The organism is Methanofollis formosanus (assembly GCF_019633745.1).
Taxonomy (GTDB): domain Archaea; phylum Halobacteriota; class Methanomicrobia; order Methanomicrobiales; family Methanofollaceae; genus Methanofollis; species Methanofollis formosanus.
Map to the genome: position 1 here is coordinate 2,429,126 of NZ_CP037968.1, position 22,540 is coordinate 2,451,665.

General features: G+C 60.5%; 25 protein-coding genes. 8 read left to right on the forward strand and 17 right to left on the reverse strand.

All coding sequences use genetic code 11. The features are described from left to right. Nucleotides 1–5: 5 nt before the first annotated feature. The 3 genes from E2N92_RS11180 to E2N92_RS11190 are packed head-to-tail and all read right to left on the reverse strand — an operon-like array spanning nucleotide 6 to nucleotide 2,573. Nucleotides 6–1,163 carry a cofactor-independent phosphoglycerate mutase gene (locus E2N92_RS11180; protein WP_220681237.1) on the reverse strand — a complete coding sequence of 386 codons (1,158 nt, stop codon included), beginning with the start codon at nucleotides 1,161–1,163 and terminating at the stop codon, nucleotides 6–8. Between the two features lie 5 nt (nucleotides 1,164–1,168). Then, nucleotides 1,169–1,639, reverse strand: a complete 471-nt coding sequence (locus E2N92_RS11185) for a COG2426 family protein (RefSeq protein WP_220681238.1) — start codon at nucleotides 1,637–1,639, stop codon at nucleotides 1,169–1,171. A 4-nt stretch (nucleotides 1,640–1,643) separates the two neighbouring features. Beyond that, on the reverse strand, nucleotides 1,644–2,573 hold the full coding sequence (locus E2N92_RS11190; RefSeq protein ID WP_220681239.1) for an NAD-dependent epimerase/dehydratase family protein: 930 nt from the start codon (nucleotides 2,571–2,573) through the stop codon (nucleotides 1,644–1,646). A gap of 39 nt (nucleotides 2,574–2,612) precedes the next feature. Here E2N92_RS11190 and E2N92_RS11195 point away from each other — a divergent pair, with 39 nt between their 5' ends. The 8 genes from E2N92_RS11195 to E2N92_RS11230 all read left to right on the forward strand — a co-directional run bounded on the left by E2N92_RS11195 (nucleotide 2,613) and on the right by E2N92_RS11230 (nucleotide 10,562). Next, on the forward strand, nucleotides 2,613–3,485 hold the full coding sequence (locus E2N92_RS11195) for a methanogenesis marker 12 protein (protein WP_220681240.1): 873 nt from the start codon (nucleotides 2,613–2,615) through the stop codon (nucleotides 3,483–3,485). 341 nt (nucleotides 3,486–3,826) lie between these two features. Further along, complete coding sequence (locus tag E2N92_RS11200) at nucleotides 3,827–4,369, forward strand: pyruvate ferredoxin oxidoreductase subunit gamma (protein WP_220681241.1); 543 nt, start codon at nucleotides 3,827–3,829, stop codon at nucleotides 4,367–4,369. Further along, nucleotides 4,369–4,629, forward strand: a complete 261-nt coding sequence (porD, locus tag E2N92_RS11205; protein ID WP_220681242.1) for a pyruvate synthase subunit PorD — start codon at nucleotides 4,369–4,371, stop codon at nucleotides 4,627–4,629. The genes E2N92_RS11200 and porD overlap by 1 nt, the downstream gene beginning before the upstream one ends. Before the next feature lie 3 nt (nucleotides 4,630–4,632). Further along, nucleotides 4,633–5,787, forward strand: coding sequence for a pyruvate synthase subunit PorA (gene porA, locus E2N92_RS11210; protein WP_220681243.1), 1,155 nt, complete (start codon nucleotides 4,633–4,635; stop codon nucleotides 5,785–5,787). Next, a complete protein-coding gene (locus E2N92_RS11215; RefSeq protein ID WP_220681244.1) occupies nucleotides 5,788–6,672 on the forward strand; it encodes a thiamine pyrophosphate-dependent enzyme in 885 nt (294 codons plus the stop codon). Between the two features lie 203 nt (nucleotides 6,673–6,875). After that, on the forward strand, nucleotides 6,876–7,319 hold the full coding sequence (locus E2N92_RS11220; protein WP_220681245.1) for a hypothetical protein: 444 nt from the start codon (nucleotides 6,876–6,878) through the stop codon (nucleotides 7,317–7,319). 864 nt (nucleotides 7,320–8,183) lie between these two features. Then, a complete protein-coding gene (locus E2N92_RS11225; protein ID WP_246589203.1) occupies nucleotides 8,184–9,686 on the forward strand; it encodes a transglutaminase-like domain-containing protein in 1,503 nt (500 codons plus the stop codon). A gap of 9 nt (nucleotides 9,687–9,695) precedes the next feature. Next, complete coding sequence (locus E2N92_RS11230; RefSeq protein WP_220681246.1) at nucleotides 9,696–10,562, forward strand: hypothetical protein; 867 nt, start codon at nucleotides 9,696–9,698, stop codon at nucleotides 10,560–10,562. Between the two features lie 417 nt (nucleotides 10,563–10,979). Here E2N92_RS11230 and E2N92_RS11235 read toward each other — a convergent pair whose 3' ends face one another. From E2N92_RS11235 to E2N92_RS11300, 14 genes are all read right to left on the reverse strand, one after another. Next, nucleotides 10,980–11,627 (reverse strand): DUF5803 family protein, encoded by a 648-nt coding sequence (locus E2N92_RS11235; protein ID WP_220681247.1) that lies wholly within the window; start codon nucleotides 11,625–11,627, stop codon nucleotides 10,980–10,982. After that, nucleotides 11,564–12,769: a threonine synthase gene (thrC, locus tag E2N92_RS11240; protein ID WP_220681248.1), complete on the reverse strand. Its 1,206-nt coding sequence runs from the start codon at nucleotides 12,767–12,769 to the stop codon at nucleotides 11,564–11,566. The genes E2N92_RS11235 and thrC overlap by 64 nt, the downstream gene beginning before the upstream one ends. 414 nt (nucleotides 12,770–13,183) lie before the next feature. Beyond that, nucleotides 13,184–13,897 (reverse strand): metal-dependent hydrolase, encoded by a 714-nt coding sequence (locus E2N92_RS11245; RefSeq protein WP_220681249.1) that lies wholly within the window; start codon nucleotides 13,895–13,897, stop codon nucleotides 13,184–13,186. Further along, a complete protein-coding gene (locus E2N92_RS11250; RefSeq protein ID WP_220681250.1) occupies nucleotides 13,894–14,634 on the reverse strand; it encodes a carbon-nitrogen hydrolase family protein in 741 nt (246 codons plus the stop codon). The genes E2N92_RS11245 and E2N92_RS11250 overlap by 4 nt, the downstream gene beginning before the upstream one ends. Then, nucleotides 14,631–15,287, reverse strand: a complete 657-nt coding sequence (locus tag E2N92_RS11255) for a MarC family protein (protein ID WP_220681251.1) — start codon at nucleotides 15,285–15,287, stop codon at nucleotides 14,631–14,633. The genes E2N92_RS11250 and E2N92_RS11255 overlap by 4 nt, the downstream gene beginning before the upstream one ends. Nucleotides 15,288–15,495: 208 nt before the next feature. Next, on the reverse strand, nucleotides 15,496–15,747 hold the full coding sequence (locus E2N92_RS11260; protein WP_220681252.1) for a hypothetical protein: 252 nt from the start codon (nucleotides 15,745–15,747) through the stop codon (nucleotides 15,496–15,498). 509 nt (nucleotides 15,748–16,256) lie between these two features. Further along, nucleotides 16,257–16,706, reverse strand: coding sequence for a nucleoside-diphosphate kinase (gene ndk, locus E2N92_RS11265; protein WP_220681253.1), 450 nt, complete (start codon nucleotides 16,704–16,706; stop codon nucleotides 16,257–16,259). Nucleotides 16,707–16,711: 5 nt separating this feature from the next. Next, nucleotides 16,712–16,903 (reverse strand): 50S ribosomal protein L24e, encoded by a 192-nt coding sequence (locus E2N92_RS11270; RefSeq protein ID WP_220683011.1) that lies wholly within the window; start codon nucleotides 16,901–16,903, stop codon nucleotides 16,712–16,714. 5 nt (nucleotides 16,904–16,908) lie between these two features. After that, nucleotides 16,909–17,115, reverse strand: a complete 207-nt coding sequence (locus E2N92_RS11275) for a 30S ribosomal protein S28e (protein ID WP_130647280.1) — start codon at nucleotides 17,113–17,115, stop codon at nucleotides 16,909–16,911. 13 nt (nucleotides 17,116–17,128) lie between these two features. Continuing rightward, nucleotides 17,129–17,497, reverse strand: a complete 369-nt coding sequence (gene rpl7ae, locus E2N92_RS11280; protein WP_220681254.1) for a 50S ribosomal protein L7Ae — start codon at nucleotides 17,495–17,497, stop codon at nucleotides 17,129–17,131. A 97-nt stretch (nucleotides 17,498–17,594) separates the two neighbouring features. Continuing rightward, a complete protein-coding gene (locus E2N92_RS11285) occupies nucleotides 17,595–19,568 on the reverse strand; it encodes a DUF2298 domain-containing protein (protein WP_246589204.1) in 1,974 nt (657 codons plus the stop codon). Further along, the gene (locus E2N92_RS11290) at nucleotides 19,558–20,529 is read right to left on the reverse strand and encodes a lysylphosphatidylglycerol synthase transmembrane domain-containing protein (RefSeq protein ID WP_220681255.1); all 972 of its coding nucleotides are present in this window, start codon (nucleotides 20,527–20,529) and stop codon (nucleotides 19,558–19,560) included. Before E2N92_RS11290 ends, E2N92_RS11285 begins: the two co-directional genes overlap by 11 nt. After that, nucleotides 20,513–21,229, reverse strand: a complete 717-nt coding sequence (locus E2N92_RS11295) for a glycosyltransferase (protein ID WP_220681256.1) — start codon at nucleotides 21,227–21,229, stop codon at nucleotides 20,513–20,515. Before E2N92_RS11295 ends, E2N92_RS11290 begins: the two co-directional genes overlap by 17 nt. Continuing rightward, on the reverse strand, nucleotides 21,222–22,454 hold the full coding sequence (locus E2N92_RS11300; protein ID WP_220681257.1) for an NAD(P)/FAD-dependent oxidoreductase: 1,233 nt from the start codon (nucleotides 22,452–22,454) through the stop codon (nucleotides 21,222–21,224). Before E2N92_RS11300 ends, E2N92_RS11295 begins: the two co-directional genes overlap by 8 nt. Between the last annotated feature and the right edge of the window lie 86 nt (nucleotides 22,455–22,540).

A 22,540-nucleotide genomic window follows, 5' to 3' on the forward strand; every position in this document is an offset into this window, starting at 1 on the left:
AAGTCCTACGCGCTCTTCCGCCCGAAAAGAAGAGGCAGGAGGTCGGCCGAGTTGCGCAGACCGTACGCACCCTTCGCCGCCTCGCGCTCCGAGTACACCCTGGTGGAGTCCGCGCCATGCCCCAGGACCGCGAAGGGGACCGGGTTGCTGGTGTGGGTCTTGAGCCTGATCGGCGTCGGGTGGTCGGGGAGGAGGGCGACTGCCCCGTCGAAGTGGTCGAGGACAGTGCCGAGCAGTCCGTCGACCCCCTCGATCGCCTTCACCTTCTCCTCGACGCTGCCCATATGTCCGGCTTCGTCCGGCGCCTCCACATGGATGTAGATGAAGTCGAGGTGCTCGATGGCCTCCAGGGCATGCCGGGCCTTGGCCTGGTAGTCGGTGTCGATGAACCCGGTGGCGCCCGGGACATGGATCACCTCCATCCCGGCGTACGTCGCGATCCCGTTGAGGAGGTCGACCGCGGAGATCATCCCGCCTGCAAGCCCCCAGCGCTCCGTGAAGTCCGGGATCGCCGGGCGCTTCCCCCCGCTCCACGGCCAGATCGTCGTGGCCGGGAGTTTTCCTGCGGCTGTGCGGGCGCGGTTCACCGGGTGGTCGGCAAATGCAGCCTCTGCGGCCTCCATGCACCGAGCGAGAAGAGGAGCGTCCCCGCCTCTCGGGAGGTACGGGGCGACCGCCTGCCCGACGATGTCGTGAGGCGGGGAGGTCTCCGACCCTTCGGCTTCATGGACGACCATCAGGTTACGGTACGAGACGCCGGGGTGGAGGTCGGCGCCAGGCACGGCAAGAGACCTGATGAGCGCGGCGCCCTCCTCACTGGAGATATGTCCGGCATTGAAGTCCTCCATCACCCCGTCCCTGAGCGTGACCAGGTTGAAGCGGTAGGCATAGTCCGACGGGGCCAGGTCGACCCCCATGCTCGCCGCCTCCAGTGGCCCCCGTCCGGTATAGCAGGTCCGCGGGTCGTAGCCCAGGACCGAAAGGTTTGCGACGTCGCTTCCTGGCTCGAAACCGTCGGGCACGGTCTTCAGGAGTCCGCACCGGCCCTCTCTCGCGACGAGATCCATGTTGGGGGTGTTAGCATATTCGAGGGGGGTCTGTCCGCCGAGTTCTTCGAGGGGTTCGTCGGCCATCCCGTCCCCCAGCACGACGATGTATTTCATGGGTATCATCCGAGCATTCCGTGTACAGATGTGATTCCAAGCATAGTAATGGTGGTGACGGCAACGGCGATCAACATCCCGGCAGCGATGGCGGGGAGGGCATAGCGGAACCTGATTCCGAATACGAATGCTGCGGCGCAGGCCGTCCATGAACCGGTGACCGGGATGGGCACGGCGACGAAGGGGATGAGGGCGAGGGCGCCCCAGCGTTCGAAGCGTTCCGAGTGTCGGCGCGTCCGGGTGAAAAGCCAGTCGAAGAATTTCTCGAAAAGTTTCGATCTGGCGATCAGGAAGTCGGAGACCGGTTCGAGAAGGAGGAGGAGCACCACGACCACGGCAAGGTTGCTGGCGATCCCGATCGCGGCGGCGGCGACCGGCGGGTAGCCTCCCTGGATCGCGAGCGGGATCGCGTAGCGCGACTCCCAGAAGGGGAGGGCGCTCTGCACGGCGATGAGGACCGTGGCGATCAGGTCCATGGCATCACCGGAGGATGGCGCGCACGGTCTTTCTGACGCTCTCCTCAGACCCGAGGTCCGGCCGCCATCCGAGGGCCTTCATCTTCTCGATGGAGAGTTGCATCTTCGGGACGTCTCCGACCCAGCCCCGCGCCCCGCCGGTGAAACGGTACTCCACGTCCGAGAGCCCCATCTCGTCGACGATGATGTCCGCGATGGAGACGACGTCGATCCAGTCCTCTGAACCGATGTTGAAGGTGTTGACGGTCTCGTTTGCGTGGGCGACCGCATACTCAAAGCCCCCGACGCACTCGCGGACGTCCAGGTACGATTTGGTCTGCCGTCCGTCTCCCAGGATCTCGAGTTCCCGCGGGTTCTCCCGCAGTTTCCTGATAAAGTCGGTGATCACCCCGTGCCCGCTCCGCTCGCCGATGATGTTGGCGAACCTGAAGACCCAGGCCTGCATCTCGAAAGAATGAGCGTAGGCCGAGATCAGCGCCTCGCAGGCAAGTTTGGTCCCGCCGTAGACCGAGATCGGGAGCATCGGGGTATAGTGCTCAGGGGTCGGGATGACCGAGGCCTCGCCGTAGACGGTGGAGGTGGAGGTGAAGACCAGTTCAGGTACCCCGTGCTCGTGCATGGCGTCGAGCACCCGCTGCGTGGCAAGGATGTTGTTGTCCACCTGGACGCCAGGACTCTGGGCACTCTGCCGGACGTCGGGGTCGGCGGCGATGTGGTAGATGCGGTCGGCCCCTTCGAAGACCGACTGCCACCCGTCGTCGAGGAGGTCGGCCCTGACAAACCTGACATCTCCCGCCTGGAGGTGGCCGGCGATCTGCTCGGTCGAACCGGCGCTGAGGTTGTCGATGACCACGACGTCGTCGCCGCGTGCGACGAGGGCGTCCACGGTGTGCGAGCCGATGAATCCGGCACCGCCTGTGACTATGCTGAACATCACCATTGAATATCCTTCCAATGCTATAGGAATAGTGGTATGTTTATCGGGATCGATCATGGCACGACGGCCATGCGCTTTGCCTCCGAGGAGGGGCATTTCAAGATCTCACGCGAGGCGGCACGCGAGTTCTCGGTCCATGACCTCGAACGACTATGCCCCCTGGATGAGATTGAGGGGATCGCGGTCTGTTACTCGATGGGTGACGGGATCTCGGCCGTCACCGACATCAGAAAGGTGAAGCACCGCGGGGTCGTCTCCCGGGAAGGGGCTGGCAAGCACATCGGTGGCGGGACGCGCGTCTACGACGAGGTGGCCGCGAGCGGGATCCCCGCGGTCGTGGTCCCCGGCATCCACCGCGGCTCCCCGACCGACCCGCGTTTCAAGGCCTATTCGCACCAGACCAGCCCGGAAAAACTGGGGATCGCCTATGAGGTCTGTCATGACCTGGGTGGGGACGTGGTGGTCTCCGACATCTCCTCAAACACCGTCACGCTCCTGGTCTCAGGCGGCGAAATCGTGGGGGCCTTCGATGCCTGCGTCTTTGCGCCGGGCACCCAGCACGGGGCGCTGGACGTCGACGCCATCCGGCGGATCGACGCCGGGATCGAGACGGCGAACGAGGCCTTCCTCCATGCGGGCGTCACCCACACCCTCCCCCCCGAAGAGCAGGACCGCACCATCGCGATGTTTGCGGCGATGGAGTGCGCCTCGATGCTCCTCCTCAACCCCCGGGCACAGGTGGCGCTTGCAGGCTCGAAGGCCCCGGTGGTGGCGGACGAGGTACGCGCCCTCCTCTGCCGGGAGGTCGCCGTCTATGACGAATGGTGCGCGGCCCGCGGCCTTGCCAGGATCGCTCACGACGTATTCACCGGGAGCGCGCCGGTTCTTGGCCTCCCTCTGGAATTATAGGAATTCTGGCTCGTATGGTTGCTGTATTTTGGGATTGGTCGTCAGATGTTGGCTTTTTGGGTCAATTTCCTCTCCCTTCAGGTAAAATTGATCCGGGATTCCCCAGGAAGGACGGAATTATGCCTCTACGCGAGGATCGGATCTGCCTCGAAAAAAATCCCTTATATAATCGTATTTTACACGATTTTGAGTGTTGGCGGTTTATTTCGTAAAGTTGATAGAAGATGATGATGATTTTTACTGGCACTTATGTACACGGATGGTGCCTTCTGTCCAGTTGGCTGCTTGCTGGCAAAATATTCTTATTTATTAATCATGATAAATTATGTGGGGTATTCTGAGTGAGAGAGTTACGCATCCATGGCAGGGGTGGACAGGGTTCTGTCACTGCTGCCGAACTGATCGCCGTCGCTGCGTTTGAAGGCGGAATCTACTCCCAGGCCTTCCCGTCTTTTGGCGTCGAACGGCGGGGGGCGCCGGTGCAGGCATTTGTCCGCTTCAGCGACAGGAAGATCCGCCTGCGCAGCGAGGTCTACGAGCCCGACTATGTTATCGTGCAGGACAGCACGCTGGTCGGCGACGTGAACGTCTTTGGCGGGATGAAAGAGGGCGGTATCGCCCTGATCAACACAGAAAAGGAGCTCTCGGTTGAAGTCCCCGAAGGGGTGAAGGTGATCGTGATCGACGCAACCGCGATCGCCCTCCAGCACCTTGGAGTGCCGATTACCAACACCACGCTGATCGGCGCCTTTGCCGCCGCCTCCGGCGAGATTGCCCTCCCGGCGCTTGAGAAGGCCCTGCGCGCTCGTTTCCCCGGGAAACTCGCCGACAAGAACGTCGCCGCCGCAGAATATGCTTATAACCTCATCAAGGGTGAGGCCTGATGGCACTGAGAGTCGGGTGCGCCGCCCCCCCGGGCCGCGCCCATGACAACAAGACCGGGTCCTGGCGCGTCTTCAAGCCTGTCTTCAAATATGAAAAATGCGTGAAGTGCGGACTCTGTGAGGTCGTGTGCCCCGAAGGGTGCGTGTATGAACGCGAGGACGGCTTCTATGTCGCTGACTACGACTACTGCAAGGGCTGCGGCCTCTGCGTCGAGGAGTGTCCGGTGGATGACATCGAGATGGTCCAGGAGGAGAAGTAAACAATGATGGAAATTCTTGAAGGCTCCCACGCGGTCGCCGAGGCCGTGAAGCGCTGCCGCCCCGAAGTGATCGCTGCCTATCCGATCACCCCCCAGACCCATATCGTCGAGGCGCTCGCGAGCATGGTCGCAGACTGTGAACTCGACGCCGACTATATCTGTGTTGAGAGCGAGTTCTCCGCCCTCTCCGCCTGTCTTGGTGCGAGTGCCGCGGGTTCCAGGGTCTACTCCGCGACCACCTCCCAGGGGCTGGCCCTGATGTTCGAGGTCTGCTTCAATGTTGCCGGGATGCGCCAGCCGGTCGTGATGACCATCGCCAACCGTGCGATGGGTGCACCCCTCAACATCTGGAACGACCAGCAGGACTCGATCTCCCTGCGCGACGCAGGCTGGATGCAGTTCTATGCCGAGGACAACCAGGAGGCGAACGACCTCCACTATATTGCCTACAAGGTGGCCGAAGACCACGACGTCCTCCTGCCTGCGATGGTCTGTTTCGACGGGTTCATCCTGACCCACACCTACGAACCGGTGGACATCCCCACCCTGGAGGAGGTCGACGCTTTCCTCCCGCCCTACAAGCCGGTGAACATCCTGGACGCGAAGAACCCGATGTCGCTGGGGATGTATGCGACCCCTGACTACTACATGGAGTTCAGGTACGAGGTCGAAGAAGCGATGAAGCGGGCGCGGAAAGTCTTTGCCGATGTCGGCGCCGAGTTTGGCGAGACCTTCGGGCGCGACTACTCCGGGCTGGTCGAGGGCTACCGTCTTGAGGACGCGGAGATCGCATTGGTGGCGATGGGCTCGATCTGCGGGACGGTCAAGGACGCGATCGACGAGATGCGTGAGGAAGGGAAGAAGGTCGGTCTCCTGAAGATCCGGAGTTTCAGGCCGTTCCCGTCTGAAGAAATAAAGGCAGCTCTCGCTGGTGTCTCGAAGGTGGCGGTGCTGGACAAGAACATCTCGCTCGGGCAGAAGGGTGCGGTCGCCCTCGAGGTGAAGGACGCCCTCTACGGCACCGGGACCGAGGTGCTCGACTACATCGTTGCCCTGGGCGGGCGCGACATCAGAAAACGCGATATCCGGGCGGTCGCCGACCTTGCGGAGAAGGGGATCGGCGACCAGTTCTATGGGCTGAGGACGGAGGTGCTCTAAATGGACCGGGAATCTGAACTCTTCCAGTGCGGCCACCGCGCCTGCGGCGGCTGTGGGCCTGCCCTGGCCGCAAAACTCATTCTGAAGGGCACGGGTCCGAACACGATCGTGGTGGCCTCGACCGGGTGCATGGAGGTCTTCTCGACCCCGTATCCGGAGACGGCCTGGGGCGTGCCGTGGATCCACTCGCTCTTCGAGAACGCCGCGGCGGTGGCCTCGGGGATCGAGTCCTCCCTCAAGAAGCAGGGACGCGACGAGCATGTCGTCTGCATCTGCGGCGACGGCGCCACCTTCGATATCGGGGTGCTCTGCATCTCGGGTGCCTTCGAGCGGGGGCACGACATCACCTACATCTGCTACGACAACGAGGCCTACATGAACACCGGCATCCAGCGCTCGGGTGCGACGCCGTACGACGCCAACACCACCACGAGCCCAGCCGGCAAGTGCTCCACCGGGAACAAGCGGCCCAAGAAGGATATGCCCGCCATCCTGGCCGCTCATGGGGCGAGTTATGTGGCGACGGCCTCGATGGCCTACCCCAACGACCTGATCAGGAAGGTGCAGCGTGCGGTGAACACTCCCGGCCCCAACTACATCCAGGTCCATGCGCCGTGCTGCACGGGCTGGGGCTTCGACGGTTCGCAGACGATGAAGATCGGTCGTCTCGCCGTCGAGACCGGACTCTGGGTGAACTTCGAGATGATCGACGGCGAGGTGGAGCATGTGAGGAAGGTCGCAAACCGCAAGCCGGTCGAGGAGTACCTCGAGGTCCAGAAGCGGTTCCGCCACCTCTTCAGGCCGAAGAAGAACGAGGAAGAGATCGCCAAGATCCAGGCGATCGCCGACCACAACGCCGGGGCGTTCGCGGTCGACCGGAACTAATATTTTTTGCTGGAAGGCTCTTCTGTCACAGAAAAGCTGAGCCGACCAGAGGGTGCGTCTCCCCTCCCCTCTCTTTGTCTGATCCCGGGATTGATGCTTCAGGATTCTGATCGGATGCTCTGTATCGTATCAGAAAATATATTGCTCTCTGAAGCAACAGGAGTGCGTCAAAGCCGGCTTCGAGGGTCGGCAGGAGATGAAATATGGGCCAGAAGTCCTTTTTTATTGAATTTGCCGTTATCTGTCTCCTCATTGCGGCGATCTCGATCGTGGCCTACACCGGGGTCGGGGGGGAGGAGGAAACCGGGGCTGCGGCGGGGGCTGCCAGTCTCCAGGTCCAGGAGCATGTCGAGGTGGTGCGGGGCGGGGCGGCGACGGTGCCGGTCACCCTTGAGACCGGGGCCGGGACGGTCGGCGAGGTGAGGTACACCCTCTGCCGGGTGACCGCTGCGGAGGAGAAGGAGCAATGCCCGATGCCTGACGGGTTCTCGGTCGGGATCGATCCCATGGTCTTCCATGCAGAACCGGACACCGCTTATCAGGCCGAGATGAACCTCTCGGCATGTCCTGAGTGCAGTCCGGGGGCATATGTCCTGATGCTGGACGCCGGTGTCGCGTCACGCTGGATCGAGGTCACGGTCGTCTGAGTGTCTGCTGCATTAGGGTAAAAGATATTGAGGTGATCCCTCTCGTCATAGGCATGGAGCGAGAGTACCTCACGTCAGCAAGAACCAGGAAGTCCTATACGTTCACCGATCCTCATCACTCGCGCGCCAGGGTTTTGCATTCTGGTAAACAAAAACTTACAGCTACGTATTTCTTGAACTGAAGATTGGGTGTGGAAATAAGGGGTACGAGCGTGATTCTCCCACTTTCCCCCATGCTTGGACGAGGGGCACTGCCCCCGGACAACAAAGTCTTCGTCTTCTCGACTGCCTCCGGTCGTCAGCGAAAACAGAGGTCCACGGAAGATCGAAGATCTTCCTGTCAAGGAAATGCTCTGCATTTCCTATGTTCTCGAACTCGCTCTCGCTTGTTCTTCCAGGAGGAAGATTGAACTGGGAAGGTTAGACCAATGGACATGGAGAGGGGGTTGCGCTATTTTGTCCTATCGTGATGCGGGGGATGGCTGGAAGGAGTAGAGAAGATTGAAAATCTTTGAGCAGTCGAGAAAGCCAGAGGCTTTCGCTGTCCGGGAGGGCCTCCCCCCGGCGAGAAAGGACAAGGGAATACGCTTTATTCTCTCTGTGGGTGGCACATCTGATCGGTCCGTCTTCCTCTGCCAATCACACCGGTGGCACTGCTTTAGGAGCCCCGGGATTGCGATTGAAGCGGGGGAGGCTGAGAAATGGCCGAGATGAGTCTTGATTTGGATGATTGATCGAGCCAAGATACTTTTGAGTGCTCTATGAGAAACTTTTCATGTGGTATGCCTGAGGCGTGCTTTCGCTTCACGAGTGATTCTACAAAGTCTTTATTTTGGTGGTGCTCATGGGGGCGATGAGAACCCTGTGACAATTAGAGGATATGTCCACAAACGATATATAATAATTTTAATATATCTAAGGTCGTGGAGACCGAAGTGGTCTTCTGGTGGAGCCCCGCTACATTGTCCAGACGCTGACGGGACCCCACATTGCCCGGAGGCAAGAGAACATAGGCTTACCAGTACTTATGGTTTTCTCTTTCCTCCGGGAGAAATTGGAGGAAGAGAAATGAGAAGAAAAATTGGAGCGCAGCTTTGGAGTGTGCTTCTGGTGTTGGTACTCGTCGGAACGATCTTTGTTCCGCTGGTCAGTGCCGAAAAAACTGGGGAAAACTGGATCGATTCTTTTGATCAGTGGGTTGAACCACGAGATATGTCGATGTACACCAAAGAGATCATCATCGAAGAGCCAGATTGCACCATTAGTCCTGAAGAGGTTGAAAGAACACCTGGGCTGATGGTTATCAATGAAGATGTCAACTTTCTTGAGCCAGAAATGGAAGTAGAATTTTTACCTGGCCACACAGCTCATGTAAATGTAACGGATGATTCAACAAGGGTAGTAAAATCAGCGAAAAGTAACTTTGATGTTGTAATGAAGAATGGAACATTCACATGGTACTGGATCCAGGATACTGTGATACCCCATGTAGTCAATATCACAAATTTCGGCCCGACTCTGGCAAGTGGAAGAGTACTTGTCTGTTCGATTGAGGATGGATATGCCTATTACCAAACATATTCTGACCTTTTACCTGGTGAAACGAGGTCGGTGTTAGTTCCATTTAAAGTTAGGCCGGATTCGGTTGGAGTAAAACCGATGGGTGTTATAATACAGGCAGGGCCTTATTATGAACAAACATATTCAGCAATATTGCCAATTAATGGGACAGAGATATACAACAACGATGATTCTCATTTTCCAGATCCAAACAATGGAGATAATCTAGAAACAAGTGATCTCTATCATTTCCCATTCTACGAGGGATACTGGGTAATATCTGAAGCAGCATACGCTGGTGACAACACAAATAATCCCTATGATACTGCGTACAGGACAATGCAATACGTAAATGATAAAATGAATTATACCAACAAGTCACCTTATTTGTATTATATTACGTCCGACGTGTACATGCAGAATCATCCCAATGATGATGGAGAATACGATGGAGTCTGTGATGAATTTGCAACTTTGTATACCGCTTTCACCCGATCACTTGGCATCCCAACACGTTTCTTGGCTTTCACCATGGAAAATGCCACGACCGAGGAAGTATGGGGGCATGGTATTGCAGAATCATGGGATGGAAACGCCTGGATCCATTCAGATCCTACCTGGAATTCATTTGACGATCCACAAGCGTATATAAGGGCAGGGAATATCCACATTGATATGACCCACTATGATGATGCCGATGATTCATGGAATACAGAAGACCCGGAAGATCCTACAGGTGACGGCATCCTCAGGTACGAAGATTTCAGAACACAGACTTACCTCGGAGAGGTTCCGAGGTATAATTAAACATTTTTTATGTCAAAATTCACCGCTCTTCTGATCATCGGGCTTCTGGTTGCAGTATTCTTCTTTATCGTTCCGGTATCTGCCGCAGTGCAGACACCTCTTCCAGGTCAAGGAAACCAGACCTTGATCCTGTACGGCATTCATCCCAACGCCCAGAAGAACGAGACCATCAGGACATTTATCGAAGAACATGGCAAGATTGAATGGGGAGAATACGGCAGGAATCGGACGCACCGGTATGTGTGTATCATCCCGGTCAATGCGAGCGAGAAGAAACTCTTCTATCTCAACAACCAGACTGCGGAACATAATCAGGAACCTTCGATTGTGTTTGTCAGAATCATAGATCGCGACGAGCCACTACCCATCCCGACACCTGATCGCGATCCTTTCAGGGGACTCTATCAGAAGTACCCGGTGCTCAAAGAGGATGAGGACGTCCAGACCTATATCGCAGCTCACTCCCCTGAACGGTATAAGGAAGAGCCGACCGGAACGTCACGGTCCAGGGTGTACTTCATTGATGAGGAGGGGACGTTTTCGGAATATATCGTTGACCTCGAGGACGGGAATATCGTTTCAGGCAGGTATCTCTCTGAGGACCAACTTACGGTCAACAGGTCGGAGGCGATTGAACAGGCTCTCGGTCGTCAACCTGAAGATGCCAGGATCGAGAGCGCGCTGCTCACGATCCATGATGATGATATATACTGGGAAATTGCCATTCTCAACGGGCCGATGATGGAGTATGCTCTTATCCCGGTGGAGAAGACGACGAGCACCCCACATCCGACCACAGAATCGCCGGGTTTTGCATCTTGTCTTGCTCTCGGTGGCATCGGTGTTGTTCTGGTGCTCTCCCGGACACGGCGATGAAGGCACCCGTCATGGTGTCTGGTTCATGCCGGGAAAACCACTTCTGAATGATCGGCCCTTTTTCTTCCCGCCCTATCTTCATCCTGGGAGTCCGGGGGCAGGGCCGGCCCCCGGCGCGTATGATTGGGGAAGGCACGTCGATCAGAACGGCCGCCCGCAATCACAGGATCGGTCCTGCTGTCGCCAAAACTCTGTAGCGCTGCTCAGAGCAATTTTCATCGTGTAGCTTGACCCGGGGTTCATGCCGAATTATACACCGTCCTCTGTCTCTATCTTTGGTGGAGGATGGGGGCAGGAAAGTTTTGGGATGACCTTAGAAGATGGAAGAGGGCCACCTGAGAGGATGATGAGAAAGACAATCATCCTCACCAGATCCGCCGCTCTCCCGTGCCTCGACCAACCCTGGTCACAAAGATCTTAGGGGTCCTCAGGCGGCGGGATCTCGGGGGGTTTCTGCCGGCGGAGGAGGAGGTACGGGAAGAGGAGCACCACCGCGACCGTCACCCAGATCGACCCGAAGATATAGAGGAGCCGCTCCTGTCCGGGGTCGTAGTAGCGGACCTCGGCAAACCGGGTATTCTCCCACTGCACTGTGGTCGTGCCGTTCTTTTCCTCGTTCACCGTCGCACCGCTGCTCGTCCACCCAAGGAGGGGGTTGGAGACCGAGAGGCCCTCGGGCAGGGTGACGGTGAGATTGGAGGGGTCGGTCATGAGGACCTGAAGGTCCCGGTTCTTGATGTCGGCCTCGTAGCGTATGGTCGCATTGCCCTGCTGGAAGGAGACGGTATTTTTATCCTTCCACGAATAGGTGCAGTTTGTCCCGCACTCCCCTGAGATCGTGACATTTTTTACTTCGAGGGGGAGGGTCTCACCAAGGGGACCTGCCATCCAGAAGGAGTATTCACTCTCGTTGACGAGGGTGACCGCCCCCTGGTAGGCGTCGCCACCAGGGAGCACCTCGACGGTTGCGTTCAGGGCCGAGACCGGCCCCGCAAGGGCGATTATAAGTGCAAGACAGAGAGCAAGGCCTGCTCGGTGGCCTCGATCTCGATCGGGGATGGACATTGTTTGATCACCGTCTCCGGGTCTTTGAGGAGGTGCCCGGTCACGACACAGACGATCCGCTCGTCCCGGTCGATCGCCCCCTCCTCGACGAGTTTCTTGATCCCCGCCACCGAGGCCGCAGAGGCGGGTTCGACCCCGATCCCCTCTTTCCGGGCGAGGTCGCGCTGCATGCTGAGGATCTCTTCGTCGGTCACCGCCGCGGCCGTGCCGCCGGTCGCCCGGATCGCCGTCAGGGCCTTCTCGGCATTGACCGGTGCGCCGATCCTGATCGCGGTGGCCACGGTCTCGGGGTTCGTCTGGGGCACGACCTCGGGGAGGCTGCCCCGCACGGCCTGCACCACCGGCTGCGAACCGGCCGCCTGGATCCCGGTCATCATCGGGAGGCGGTCGATGAACCCGAGGCCTTCGAGCTCGCGCAGCCCCTTGTAGGCCGCAGAGATGTTGCCCGCGTTCCCGACCGGGAGAACGAAACGGTCCGGGACGTCGCCGAGCTGGTCGACGGCCTCGAACGCGATGGTCTTCTGCCCCTCAAGCCGGTACGGGTTGACCGAGTTCAACAGATAGATCCCGTGCTTGATGCATAGTTCGCGGACCAGTTCGAGGGCGCGGTCGAAGTTGTCCCGGATCGCGATCACTTTGGCCCCGTGCATCAGGGCCTGGGCGACCTTGCCGAGGGCGACTTTGCCCGCCGGCAGGAGTACGACTGCCGGGACGCCGCCCTTCGCCGCATATGCCGCCAGACTGGCCGAGGTGTTGCCGGTGCTTGCGCAGGCCACGCTCTTCATCCCGAGCTGCAGGGCCATCGAGACCCCGACGGTCATCCCGCGGTCCTTGAAGGAGCCGGTCGGGTTCATCCCTTCGTGCTTGGCATAGAGGTGCGGGAGGCCGAGTTCTTCGCCGAGCCGCTCCAGGTGGTAGAGGGGCGTGCCCCCTTCCTGAAGGCTGACCGGCTTGATGGTGACCGGGAGGAGTTCCCGGTAGCGCCAGACCGAGAGGGGGCGGCGGTCCCACTCGTCTCTGGTCACGGAGATGGTATTCAGATCATATTCGACGGTGAGCAGGTGCCCACACTTCGGGCATGTATAGATGATCTCGCCGGGCGCGTATTCGGCACCACAGTGGATGCACGAGAGACGATACATGGGAGAATGTTGGTCGTCCGGGTAGATGAAAATTCGGCTCTGGGGTGGTCATCGGGATCGGTCGGAATTGGTATCGGTGCCGGAAACTCTGGGCTGCAGAACGACTCATGAAGAAGGGGCCTCTCTCTTCTGTGGGGGGTGTGAAGGGATCCTGGTCTGTTCTTCATGACATGGAAGCGGGCGGGAACACCTATCATCGCCGCCCCTCGGCTATCTTCGTCCGTGGGGGGTCCGGGGGTCACTCGCCCCCCGGCGCGAGATGACAGGAAAGGTTCTGCGATGGGGGCGGCATGTCTGATCATCACACCTTCTCACGTCCTCGTGCTGGGGACACCGCCAGCGCCCCTCCCCCTGCGATCAGGTCGGGAGGGCACAATCGTAGGAGCCGACGAGGGTGCCGATCTGTCCGGCGCCCTACCACCCGAACCGGCTGACGATCAGAAAGACTCCCCAGAGTGCCACGGCCAGCGCCGCCCCGCTCCACGGAACGAACTCTGCCGGGACCATGCCCATGGCGCAGGCTGCAAAGATGCCGGCCGCCCCCACACCCATCACCAGGACATAGGCCGTGGGTCTGCGGTCGTCGTTGCCGGTGACGATCCGTCCCCTTGTCCGGTGCTCAGAGAAGGGGAAGAGCCAGGCGACCCCGCTCTTCGTGCACGAGTCCTCGAGGAGGTGGCAGACCGCCCCGCCAAAGAGGCCGAAGAGGAAAGCCTGGACAGTCTCATTCCAGGGGAACCCCAGCACCGCCGTCCCGATGAGCCAGGCATAGAACCCCACGACCAGGGTCATCAGGAAGACCCCGATCCCGGAGTGGAGGGCGCCGCGGTGACGGGGCATCCCGCGTTCGCCGAGGAGGAGGATGAAAGGAAGCGAGATCGGGTAGTAGACGAGGTACTTGATCCCGTACCCGAAGAACGGGAGGAAGTAGACCCGTCTGCGGTGCTTCCCTGGCATCCGGGTGTGGAAGATCGCCGAGTCGTTGGCGTCGGCGTCGGGGGCGAGGGCTCCGATGAAGACCCCAAAGAGGGCGGCGACCGCCCATTCCGGTGGGATGGTGAAGAGGAGGGGGGCCAGCACTGTTGCGGCTGTTGCGAGACTGATGCTGATGTGTTCGTCGCCTTTCACGGCATCTCCTCCCACCGGGCATAGAGGTCGGGCCTGCGGTCTTTTCCGACCGGTATCGAGGCACGCATCCCGGCGACCCGGTCCGGGTCGATTTTGCCAAAGATCATCTTTCCGTTCTGTTCGCTGGCCAGAGTACCGTCAGGGGCGGCGATGCATGACCCTCCGAAGGCGTTCGCGCCCGCCAGATAACATCCTGCATCGAGGGCCCGTGCCCTGGCCAGGAGTTCCCACTGGGCGAGCCTCTCGGGGGGCCAGGCCGCCGGGACAAGGACGCACTCGACGCCGCACCGCGCATAATGAAGGAAGAGTTCGGGGAACCTGAGGTCATAGCAGATCGCAAGCCCGAAACGGACGCCAGCGGCGTCGAAGATCGTCGGGTGGTCGCCTGCCGAGCAGGTCTGCTCCTCTCCCAGCGGGGTGAAGAGGTGGACCTTCGCGTAGCGGGCGTGTACCTCGCCGTCCGGCCCGACGGCCCAGGCGGTGTTCTGCGGCATCTCCCCCCCTTCCATCGAGGAGCCGACGACCCAGACCTCGTGTTCGGCCGCACTCTTTGCGAGGGCCGGGAGGACGGCGGGCGCGGCGACCGGGTGTACCGGCGACCATCCGGTCGCAAACTGCTCAGGGAAGAGGACGAGGCCGGCACCGGCGCGGGCCGCGGCGGCAACACACCGGTCGGCACGCTCGAGGCTCTCCGCCACCGTCGCCCCGGTCTCGACCCCGGCGCAGCAGACCTTCACGGCACCACCCCTGTCAGGACCGGGAATGCCGACCTGATCCCGGTGATGATGAACTGCACGGCGATGGCGATGAGCATCATACCCATCAACCGGTTCACCGCCCTGTACTCCCGCTGCCCGATCCGGCGTACGATCGTCTCCGACCTGGAGAACATCAGGTACGTGATCCCGATCGTGACGGCGACGGCGACGACGGTGATGAGCACGCCTGCCGGGTGGTAGGACGTCGCTTCCTGGGTGAGGACGATGACCGTCGTGATCGCCCCGGGCCCTGCGATCATCGGGATCGCGAGGGGCATCACCCCGACGTCGTCGGCGTCCAGACCCTCTTCCCGTTCGGTCGGCGAGATCTTCGCCCGCGAGGACCTGGCATAGACCATGTCCATCCCGATCCCGAAGAGGAGCAGTCCGCCGGCGATCCTGAAGGCCTCCAGGGTGATCCCGAAGATCTGGAGGATCAACCCCCCGGCCAGACCGAAGACGAGCAGGACCGCCAGGGCATACCGGCAGGCCGTCCTGGCCACGCTCCACTGCTCTGCGCTCTCCATCCCTTCGGTGAGGGAGACGTAGAGGAGCGTCGCCGCAAGGGGGTTGACGACGATGATCACCGACGAGATTGCCAGAAGAGCAAAACTCAGCAGGTCGCCGTTCATGGGGAATCAATTGGATTTTTGTGGGTTAATGCCTTTCGAAGGTCGTTGGTTTGTTTCATGAAATATCTCTGTGGCGATCTGGAATTGCGATTGGGGGAAAGCGGAGGAGGAAATCCTGACGAGGGCACCCCCTTCAAAAGAAGCCTGGAAGGCTTTTTTGAATCGGGCATGAGCCTCGGGCTCAAGCATACGGGATGAAAATTTCTCGTCACTTGCTCTCTCTCTTTTCAAGACAGGAGAACTGGTGGAGACTTCGTTCCATCGCCGCCCCTTGGCTATCTTCGTCGTGGGGGGTCCGGGGGTGCAATCCCCCGGCGCGAGATGGCAGGGAAATCTCGTCGATGGGGGCGGCCGATCCATCAGAAAAATTTTCTATCCTCTGCGTATCGGCTTCAACGTGATATGAAGAGTTCAAACTCTCATGCAAACATGAAGAGAGGATCTTCTGGATCATTTTCATGGTAAATCATCTGGATTGCTCTTTCTGCGGGGGGCTAGCCGCCCCCCCGTCCCCCCGCGCGAAGATAGGTGACGGACAGCAATACGCTCATCATAGTCATTGATTGGGCCTTCCCGGCTCTATCTTCATCCCCGGGGTCCGGGGGCAGGGCCGCCGGCATGGTGGTGTGGGAAGGCACGTCGATCTGATCGGCCGCCCTCAATCGTTGAATCTTCACCACCATCTCGCGCCGGGGGGTTGCACCCCACGGACGAAGATAGCCAGGGGGCGGCGGTTGAACGAGGACCCCCATGGTTCTTCAGTCTTGAAAAAGAGAGATCAAGCGACGAGATATTTTCATCCTGTATGCTTGAGGCGTGATATCGTCTCATACCCAATTTTACAAAGCCGAAAATTTGGGAAGCATTTGGTCCCTGGAATGGCCCTTGCCTTCAGTCGGTGTACCTGACTGAAACGTCCGCGAACAATGGACCAAAAATGGAATGGGCCTGAGATGGCCCTCAGGAAATTTATTCGTACAGGACAGCCTCGTCGATCCTGGTGTAGGCGACGAGTTCGTCCTTGGTGAAGTGGATGCCGATCTCGCGGGCGGCGCTCTCGGGAGCGTCGGAGGCATGGATGACGTTCTTGCCGGTCTCCATCCCCATGTCGCCCCTGATCGTCCCGGGTGCGGCCTCGGCCGGGTTGGTCGCCCCGACGAGCCTCCTGACGATCGCGATCGCATCCTTGCCTTCCCAGACCATGGTGAGGACCGGGCCAGACATGACATACGCCTTCAGCGACGGGAAGAAAGGCTTCTCCACATGCTCGGCATAGTGCTCCATCACCTTCTCCTCGGAGAGGACGGTGAACTGTGCCGCGACCATCTTGAGGCCCTTGGCCTCAAGGCGGGAGATGACCGCCCCGACGATGCCCCGCTGGACACCGTCCGGCTTGATCATCACGAAGGTCCGCTCCACGCGGTTCACTCCTTCCCGAGGGCCTTGCGGCCGGCCTCAGTCCAGGCGACCCGACGGGGGACACGCCCGAGCTTGTAGTTCTTCTGGCACTTCGTGGAGCAGAAGTAGAAAAGCGCCCCGTCCTTGCGGACGAAGAGCTTCCCGGTGCCCGGCTCCATTGCCTTGCCACAGAAACTGCACTTGTAGGTGTCGACCATTCTTCTCACCGCCTCGAGAGTTTCTTCGCTTCGCGCTCAGTCTCGAGGAGCATCAGGACGTCGCCCTCGCGGATGGGGCCGACGGTGTTGCGGGTGATGATCCGGCCCTTGTTGTTGCCCTCAAGGATCCGGCACTTCACCTGCATGGCCTCGCCATGCATCCCGGTGCTGCCGATCACTTCAATGACCTCTGCGGGTGTTCCATCTGCCATTGAGCACCCTCCTTCAGGCCTTCAGTTCAGTGACCTGCTTCGCAACCTCTTCCACAAGATCCTTTGCCTTGCCAGGTTTGACGATGGCAGCGGCGGCCGAGCCGACGTTCAGGCCACTGGCCGCGCCGATCTCGTTCTGCTTGCTGATGAAGATGTACGGAACCTGCTTCTCCTCGCAGAGCGGTGCGAGGTGCATGACGATCTCCTCGGGCTCGACGTCTCCGCCGATGAGCACGAGCTGGGCGGTGCCACGCTCGATGCACTTGGTAGCCTCGTTGGAGCCCTTCTTGATCTTGCCGGTGTCACGCGCGATCTCGAGCGATTCAAGTGCCTTGTTCTGGATTTCTTCCGGAACTTCAAATTTTACGTATGTCTTAGCCATGATTCACCTCATTCAGGAGCGTAGTCTCTCCTTCATCAATCATCAGGTGTGATTGAACAGCCATACTAGTTCAACAGGGAAACGGATAAATCTTCCTTCACGCCCGCCGATAGATGACGACATCTCCAGACGCAAAGACCGGCACCAGTCCGTCGGCCGGCAGGTCGACGGCGTAGGTTTCGCGTTCGAGCCCGCCCACATAGAGGTGGGTCGCGCCATACCGGTCCATCAGGTCGAGCGTCCGGCCGGGCCGCTCATAGATGGTGCGGACGTCGTTCTGCCGTCCCGAGATGAGGCTCCAGTTGCTCCGCCACATCTGCTCGTGAAACGGCATCCCGAGCACGGCAGGGATCCCGGTGTAGGCCGAGACACGGGCGGTGTAGGTATAGTCCTCCCCCACCCCCTCGACGAGGGTGATGGTGTCCTCCTGCTGGCCGAGCCATGCGATCGCCGCGGCATCGTCGTAATGCTGTTCCCAGAGCCAGGCGGTCCCGTCGAGGGAGGCCGGTCCGGTGCCGGTGATCGGGGCGGCGAAGGGGACGATGATCAGAGCGACGGCCGTGATGGCACCAAGCCTCCACCATTGCCGGGAGGTGAACCGATCGGCGTATCCCCGTCCGCCGAGCCACTGCCCGGTCCAGACCAGAGTGCCGGTGCCGACGAGAAGCCAGGCGACCGAGTAGCACTTGAAGACCGTGTTCATCCGGTAGTTGTCCGTGCCCATGTTGTCCTTGAGATAGACGAACTCGCAGAGGAGGACGATGACGAGCCCCACGGCGACGAGCAGGTCGGCGGGTGCGAGGCGCCGGCGGGCGACAAGGACGGCAAGGGGCAGCGCGGCGATCGCCGCCGCCGGGTAGCCTGCGAGGGCGATGACGGCCGGGACCGCCAGGAGGTACGGCCGCTCCCTGAGGTCTCCCAGGGTGAAGGCATAGATGAGGGCGAGGAAGAAGCCGTGGAAGAGGAGGAACTGGACCGGGTCCGAGGGCGCCGCGACCATGCCGAACCCCCCGAACCCGGCGCCGTTGAGCTGGAGATAGTAGGGGGCATAAACGGCGACCGCCAGGGGCGGGACGGCCAGGAGAAACCGGGGATCACGGCCCCGCCGCCAGATGAGGAGGCCGACGGCGAGGGTGATGGGGGCATACAGCAGGACGTCCCAGGAGTTGATCCCCGGCATCGAACCCAGGGAGAGCGCGGCGCACCCGATGAAAAGCCAGCGGGCCTTCGGTGCGATATCGTCCCAGCGCGTGAGGGCAAAGACGACCAGGAAGATGAAGAAGGCCTGGTTGAAGAGGTCCATCACATGCGGGTGGAGGTCGCCCCAGAGGAAGGAGAAGAAGGTATACTCGTTGATTGTCCCATCGATGACCCTGCTGCTGTTCCAGAGAAGGTGCTGGCCTGCCTCTCCAAGGAAAAGATCCCTGAAAAAGGCCGGGTTGACGATGAAAAAGATCCCGAGGGAGAGCCACGCGAACTTTGGGACGAGGAGACGACCGATCGCATAGACCGAGACCGCGGCCGCACCGAGGACCGTCGGGAGGGCCAGGTTGTAGGCGACCGCCGAAGGGACACCGGCGGTCACCCCGAGCATCCCCATCATCCAGTATCCGAGATAATAGTAGACGTCGAGGGCCCCGCCGGCAAACCAGGGGTCGGGCGGGGGGACGGCCATGAAACGCATCGCCGACGCGAGGAAGGCATGGTCCATCGGTTTCTCGGCAAAGATGATGGCCGGGCTGATGAATCTGACCGCGAGCAGCACGGCGAAGAAGGTGAGGAAGACGGCGTCCCAGACGAGGGCACGCTTGAGTTCGTCGCGCCGGTATGCGCCACTGTGTAGGGCGTACCCGCCCAGGGCCGCGAAGGGGATGAGGGCGGTCTGGACCGGGAGGCCGATGAGAGCGACATACCAGGTCAGAAGACCGAAAAGAAGGATCGAAGCCGGGTATGCCGCCGGATAGGCATAGTCCTTGAAGGCCGGTCTGAGGGCAGGCCAGAGTGCGAGCTGCAGCGCCTTGATGAGGAGGAGCCAGGAGATGAGCATGAGGGCCTGCGCCTCAGGGCTCACGCAGTTCCTCCTTGGAAAGGCCTTCCTTGAAAGAACGCCTCATCAGGGCGACCGACCAGTCGCCGAAGAAGTACAGCGCCGCCACCCCGCCGATGAGGGTGACCCCATTCTTGATGAGATGGTCGACGACCGCGATGACCGTGGCGGTGGCCGGCGCCGTCCCGGCAAGTTCGAAGGTGGTCGCAAGAGCGAACTCGTAGGTCCCGACCCCACCGGGCGTGATCGGGACGGCCTTGACGAGGTTGCCGACGACGATCGCGAGCACCACCACCGCGAAGGGGATCTGCTCGCCGAACATCAGCACGACGACGGCGCAGACAAGGATGTCCACGACCCAGATCCCGATCGAGGAAGCTCCGAGGAGGAGCAGGGCCCTGGGATGGAGGGACGCCTCCCTGATCTCTGAGATCATCCTGAAGACGATGCTCAGGATCCGGTTCTCTGAGGTCCGCTCGCCCATCACCCAGAGGAAGAGGGCGAAGGCGACTCCGCCCGCGATCGGGACCAGGATGAGGGGGAGGTACCATTCCGGCGTTCCCACGACGAAGGGGAGGGCCGCCACGCCGAGGATGGCGATGGTCACCACGTCGAAGACCCGCTCCACCACCAGCGAGGAGATGCCCTGGGAATAGGTCGCCAGCCTTTCGTGTTTGAGGATGAAGATCCTGACCAGGTCGCCGAGTCTGGCCGGGATGATGAGGTTTGCGGTCTGGGAGAGAAAGATGCAGGCCGTGGAAAACGAGAGCGACGTCCTGATCGCCATCCCGTCGAGGATGGCCTGGTACCGCCAGCCGCGCATCACCCATGCGAGGACGCAGACGCCGGTGGCTACGATCAGGTAGATGGGATCGGCATGCGAGAGCGTCATGAGCAGGTCGTCCCAGACCCTCCAGAGCATGTACGCCAGGATCCCGACGGCGATGACCGTCGGGACGACAATCGCACTAGTCCTTCGCCACATGGAGATGCCACCAGAGCCCGAGGATCTGTGACCCCATCGAGAAGACGTCCTTGAACCGTACCGTCGTCCCTGGCCCCTGCCGCCAGACCACCGGGAACTCCGTGATCGTGAGGCCCGCGTGCTGCCCGCGGACCAGCACCTCGGTGTCCCAGAACCAGTGGGGAGCGTCCACGCTGTCGAGGAGCGGGAGGGCCTGGTCGCGGTTGAAGGCCTTGAAGCCGCACTGGTGGTCGTGGAGGCGGCTCTGGAGGACGGTCCTGACCAGGAAGTTGTAGCCGCGGCTTGCGATCTCGCGGTCGCCGCTCCTGACGATCTCTGAGTCAGGGAGCAGCCTCGAACCGGTCGCGATGGCGGCGCCGCCCTGGATCGCCCCGACGAGTTCTTTGAGATGGGCGAGGTCGGTCGCGAGGTCGACGTCATAGTAGCAGACCGTGCTGTAGCGTGCCGAGGCGATCGCCCGGTTCAGGGCCTTGCCGCGCCCCAGTCTCTCGTCGGCATGGAGGAGACGGACCCGTGAGTCTTCCCGGTGGCAGGCCTCTACGAACTCGGCGCTCCCGTCGGTGCTCCCGTCCTCGGCGACGATCACCTCGAAGGCGTCGGTGATCTCGGTGAGCGCTGCGACCGATTTCGGGATGGCTTCTTCGAGTGCGGTTTTATCGTTGAAGACCGGCAGGATGACCGAGACGCCTTCTTCAGTCATGGGGCCCCCCTCTGATCCGTTCCGCCACCTCGAGCCCGGCAATGATCGAACCTTCCATCGAACGTTCCGGGTAGTTGGGACGCGAGAACATCCCGGCAAGGTACAGCCCCCGCTCCTCGTAGGCCGGGATGATCCGGGCGAATCCGGTGGTGTAGACCGGGCCGGCGAAGGATTCGACGGCGAGTTCGCTCCAGTGGATTGCCCCTTCGGGTACCGAGAACCTGCGGCAGAAGTCGACGAGCATCCGCTCTTTCAACCCCTGCGCTGGTTTTCCGGCGAAATACGAGGCAAGATAGACGACTTCCTCGCTGTAGCGGTCTCTCGGTGCGAAGTTGGTATGGGTGACCACAGCACCGTACGGCGCCGTGTCCTTCATATTCAGCCAGTAGATCCCGTCGGTTACGTCCCGGTCCAGCCCGATGGTCATGCAGGCCGCGCCCTGGTACGGGAGGGCGGCGAAGGTCTTGTCCCCGCTGATCCGCCCGATCTCCTGCGGGGGGATCGTGGCAAGGACGGCGTCGTATGCCCGGTCGTTCACCAGCCATTTTCCACCGGTGTGTTCCAGGGAGACGGCCGGAGTTCCTTTCTCGATGGTGCACCCTTTGCTGAGGAGCCGTTCTTCAAGGCCGTCGATGAGCAGGTGCCAACCGCCGTTCAGGTAGCCGAGCCGCTCCCCTTCGACCCCCCGGTCGGACCGGATGGCGATCCTGGAGATGAGCCATGCAGCCGAGACCTCATCCCGCCGGTCCCCGAACTTGCTGCGAAGCAGCGGTTCGAAGAAGGAGGCGTAGACGCGGTCGCCAAGGTGGTCCCTGATATACTCCCCGGCCGGGACGTCGTCGAGGGAACCGAGATCGAGTCCCTTTGCCCTGAGGGTAAGCACTCCGAGGCGGGCCTTGTCGATGAAGGAGAGGTGCGGGTACCTGAGGATCTCTATAGGACTCGTCAGCGGGTGGACCGTCCCGTCCACATAATAACCGGTCGAGCCCTTGAGCCACTCGAGACGATCTCCGAGGCCGAGATCGTCGAGGAGGGAGAAGAGGTGACGGTCGCCGGCAAAGCAGTGGTGATAGTACTGCTCGATCCAGTACCTGTCCCGCTGGTACGACGCCATGCAACCCCCGAGGATCGGTTTTTTTTCAAGGACGGTGACCTCTGAGGTCTCTGAGAGGGAGAGGGCGGCGACGAGTCCGGTGAGCCCCCCCCCGATGATACAAATATCCATATTCTGCAATACTGTGTATCATCAAAAGCGCATAAGAAAGTTTTTGAACTCTGGTGAGAACTTTACTATTAACTATATACCAGCTA

Coding starts and splice junctions, on each gene's coding strand:
- E2N92_RS11180 (WP_220681237.1), bottom strand. CDS start 1,163: ATGAAATACATCGTCGTGCTGGGGGACGGGATGGCCGACGAACCCCTC.
- E2N92_RS11185 (WP_220681238.1), bottom strand. CDS start 1,639: ATGGACCTGATCGCCACGGTCCTCATCGCCGTGCAGAGCGCCCTCCCC.
- E2N92_RS11190 (WP_220681239.1), bottom strand. CDS start 2,573: ATGTTCAGCATAGTCACAGGCGGTGCCGGATTCATCGGCTCGCACACC.
- E2N92_RS11195 (WP_220681240.1), top strand. CDS start 2,613: ATGTTTATCGGGATCGATCATGGCACGACGGCCATGCGCTTTGCCTCC.
- porD (WP_220681242.1), top strand. CDS start 4,369: ATGGCACTGAGAGTCGGGTGCGCCGCCCCCCCGGGCCGCGCCCATGAC.
- porA (WP_220681243.1), top strand. CDS start 4,633: ATGATGGAAATTCTTGAAGGCTCCCACGCGGTCGCCGAGGCCGTGAAG.
- E2N92_RS11215 (WP_220681244.1), top strand. CDS start 5,788: ATGGACCGGGAATCTGAACTCTTCCAGTGCGGCCACCGCGCCTGCGGC.
- E2N92_RS11220 (WP_220681245.1), top strand. CDS start 6,876: ATGGGCCAGAAGTCCTTTTTTATTGAATTTGCCGTTATCTGTCTCCTC.
- E2N92_RS11230 (WP_220681246.1), top strand. CDS start 9,696: ATGTCAAAATTCACCGCTCTTCTGATCATCGGGCTTCTGGTTGCAGTA.
- E2N92_RS11235 (WP_220681247.1), bottom strand. CDS start 11,627: ATGTCCATCCCCGATCGAGATCGAGGCCACCGAGCAGGCCTTGCTCTC.
- thrC (WP_220681248.1), bottom strand. CDS start 12,769: ATGTATCGTCTCTCGTGCATCCACTGTGGTGCCGAATACGCGCCCGGC.
- E2N92_RS11255 (WP_220681251.1), bottom strand. CDS start 15,287: ATGAACGGCGACCTGCTGAGTTTTGCTCTTCTGGCAATCTCGTCGGTG.
- E2N92_RS11260 (WP_220681252.1), bottom strand. CDS start 15,747: ATGAAAATGATCCAGAAGATCCTCTCTTCATGTTTGCATGAGAGTTTG.
- E2N92_RS11270 (WP_220683011.1), bottom strand. CDS start 16,903: ATGGTCGACACCTACAAGTGCAGTTTCTGTGGCAAGGCAATGGAGCCG.
- E2N92_RS11275 (WP_130647280.1), bottom strand. CDS start 17,115: ATGGCAGATGGAACACCCGCAGAGGTCATTGAAGTGATCGGCAGCACC.
- rpl7ae (WP_220681254.1), bottom strand. CDS start 17,497: ATGGCTAAGACATACGTAAAATTTGAAGTTCCGGAAGAAATCCAGAAC.
- E2N92_RS11290 (WP_220681255.1), bottom strand. CDS start 20,529: ATGTGGCGAAGGACTAGTGCGATTGTCGTCCCGACGGTCATCGCCGTC.
- E2N92_RS11295 (WP_220681256.1), bottom strand. CDS start 21,229: ATGACTGAAGAAGGCGTCTCGGTCATCCTGCCGGTCTTCAACGATAAA.
- E2N92_RS11300 (WP_220681257.1), bottom strand. CDS start 22,454: ATGGATATTTGTATCATCGGGGGGGGGCTCACCGGACTCGTCGCCGCC.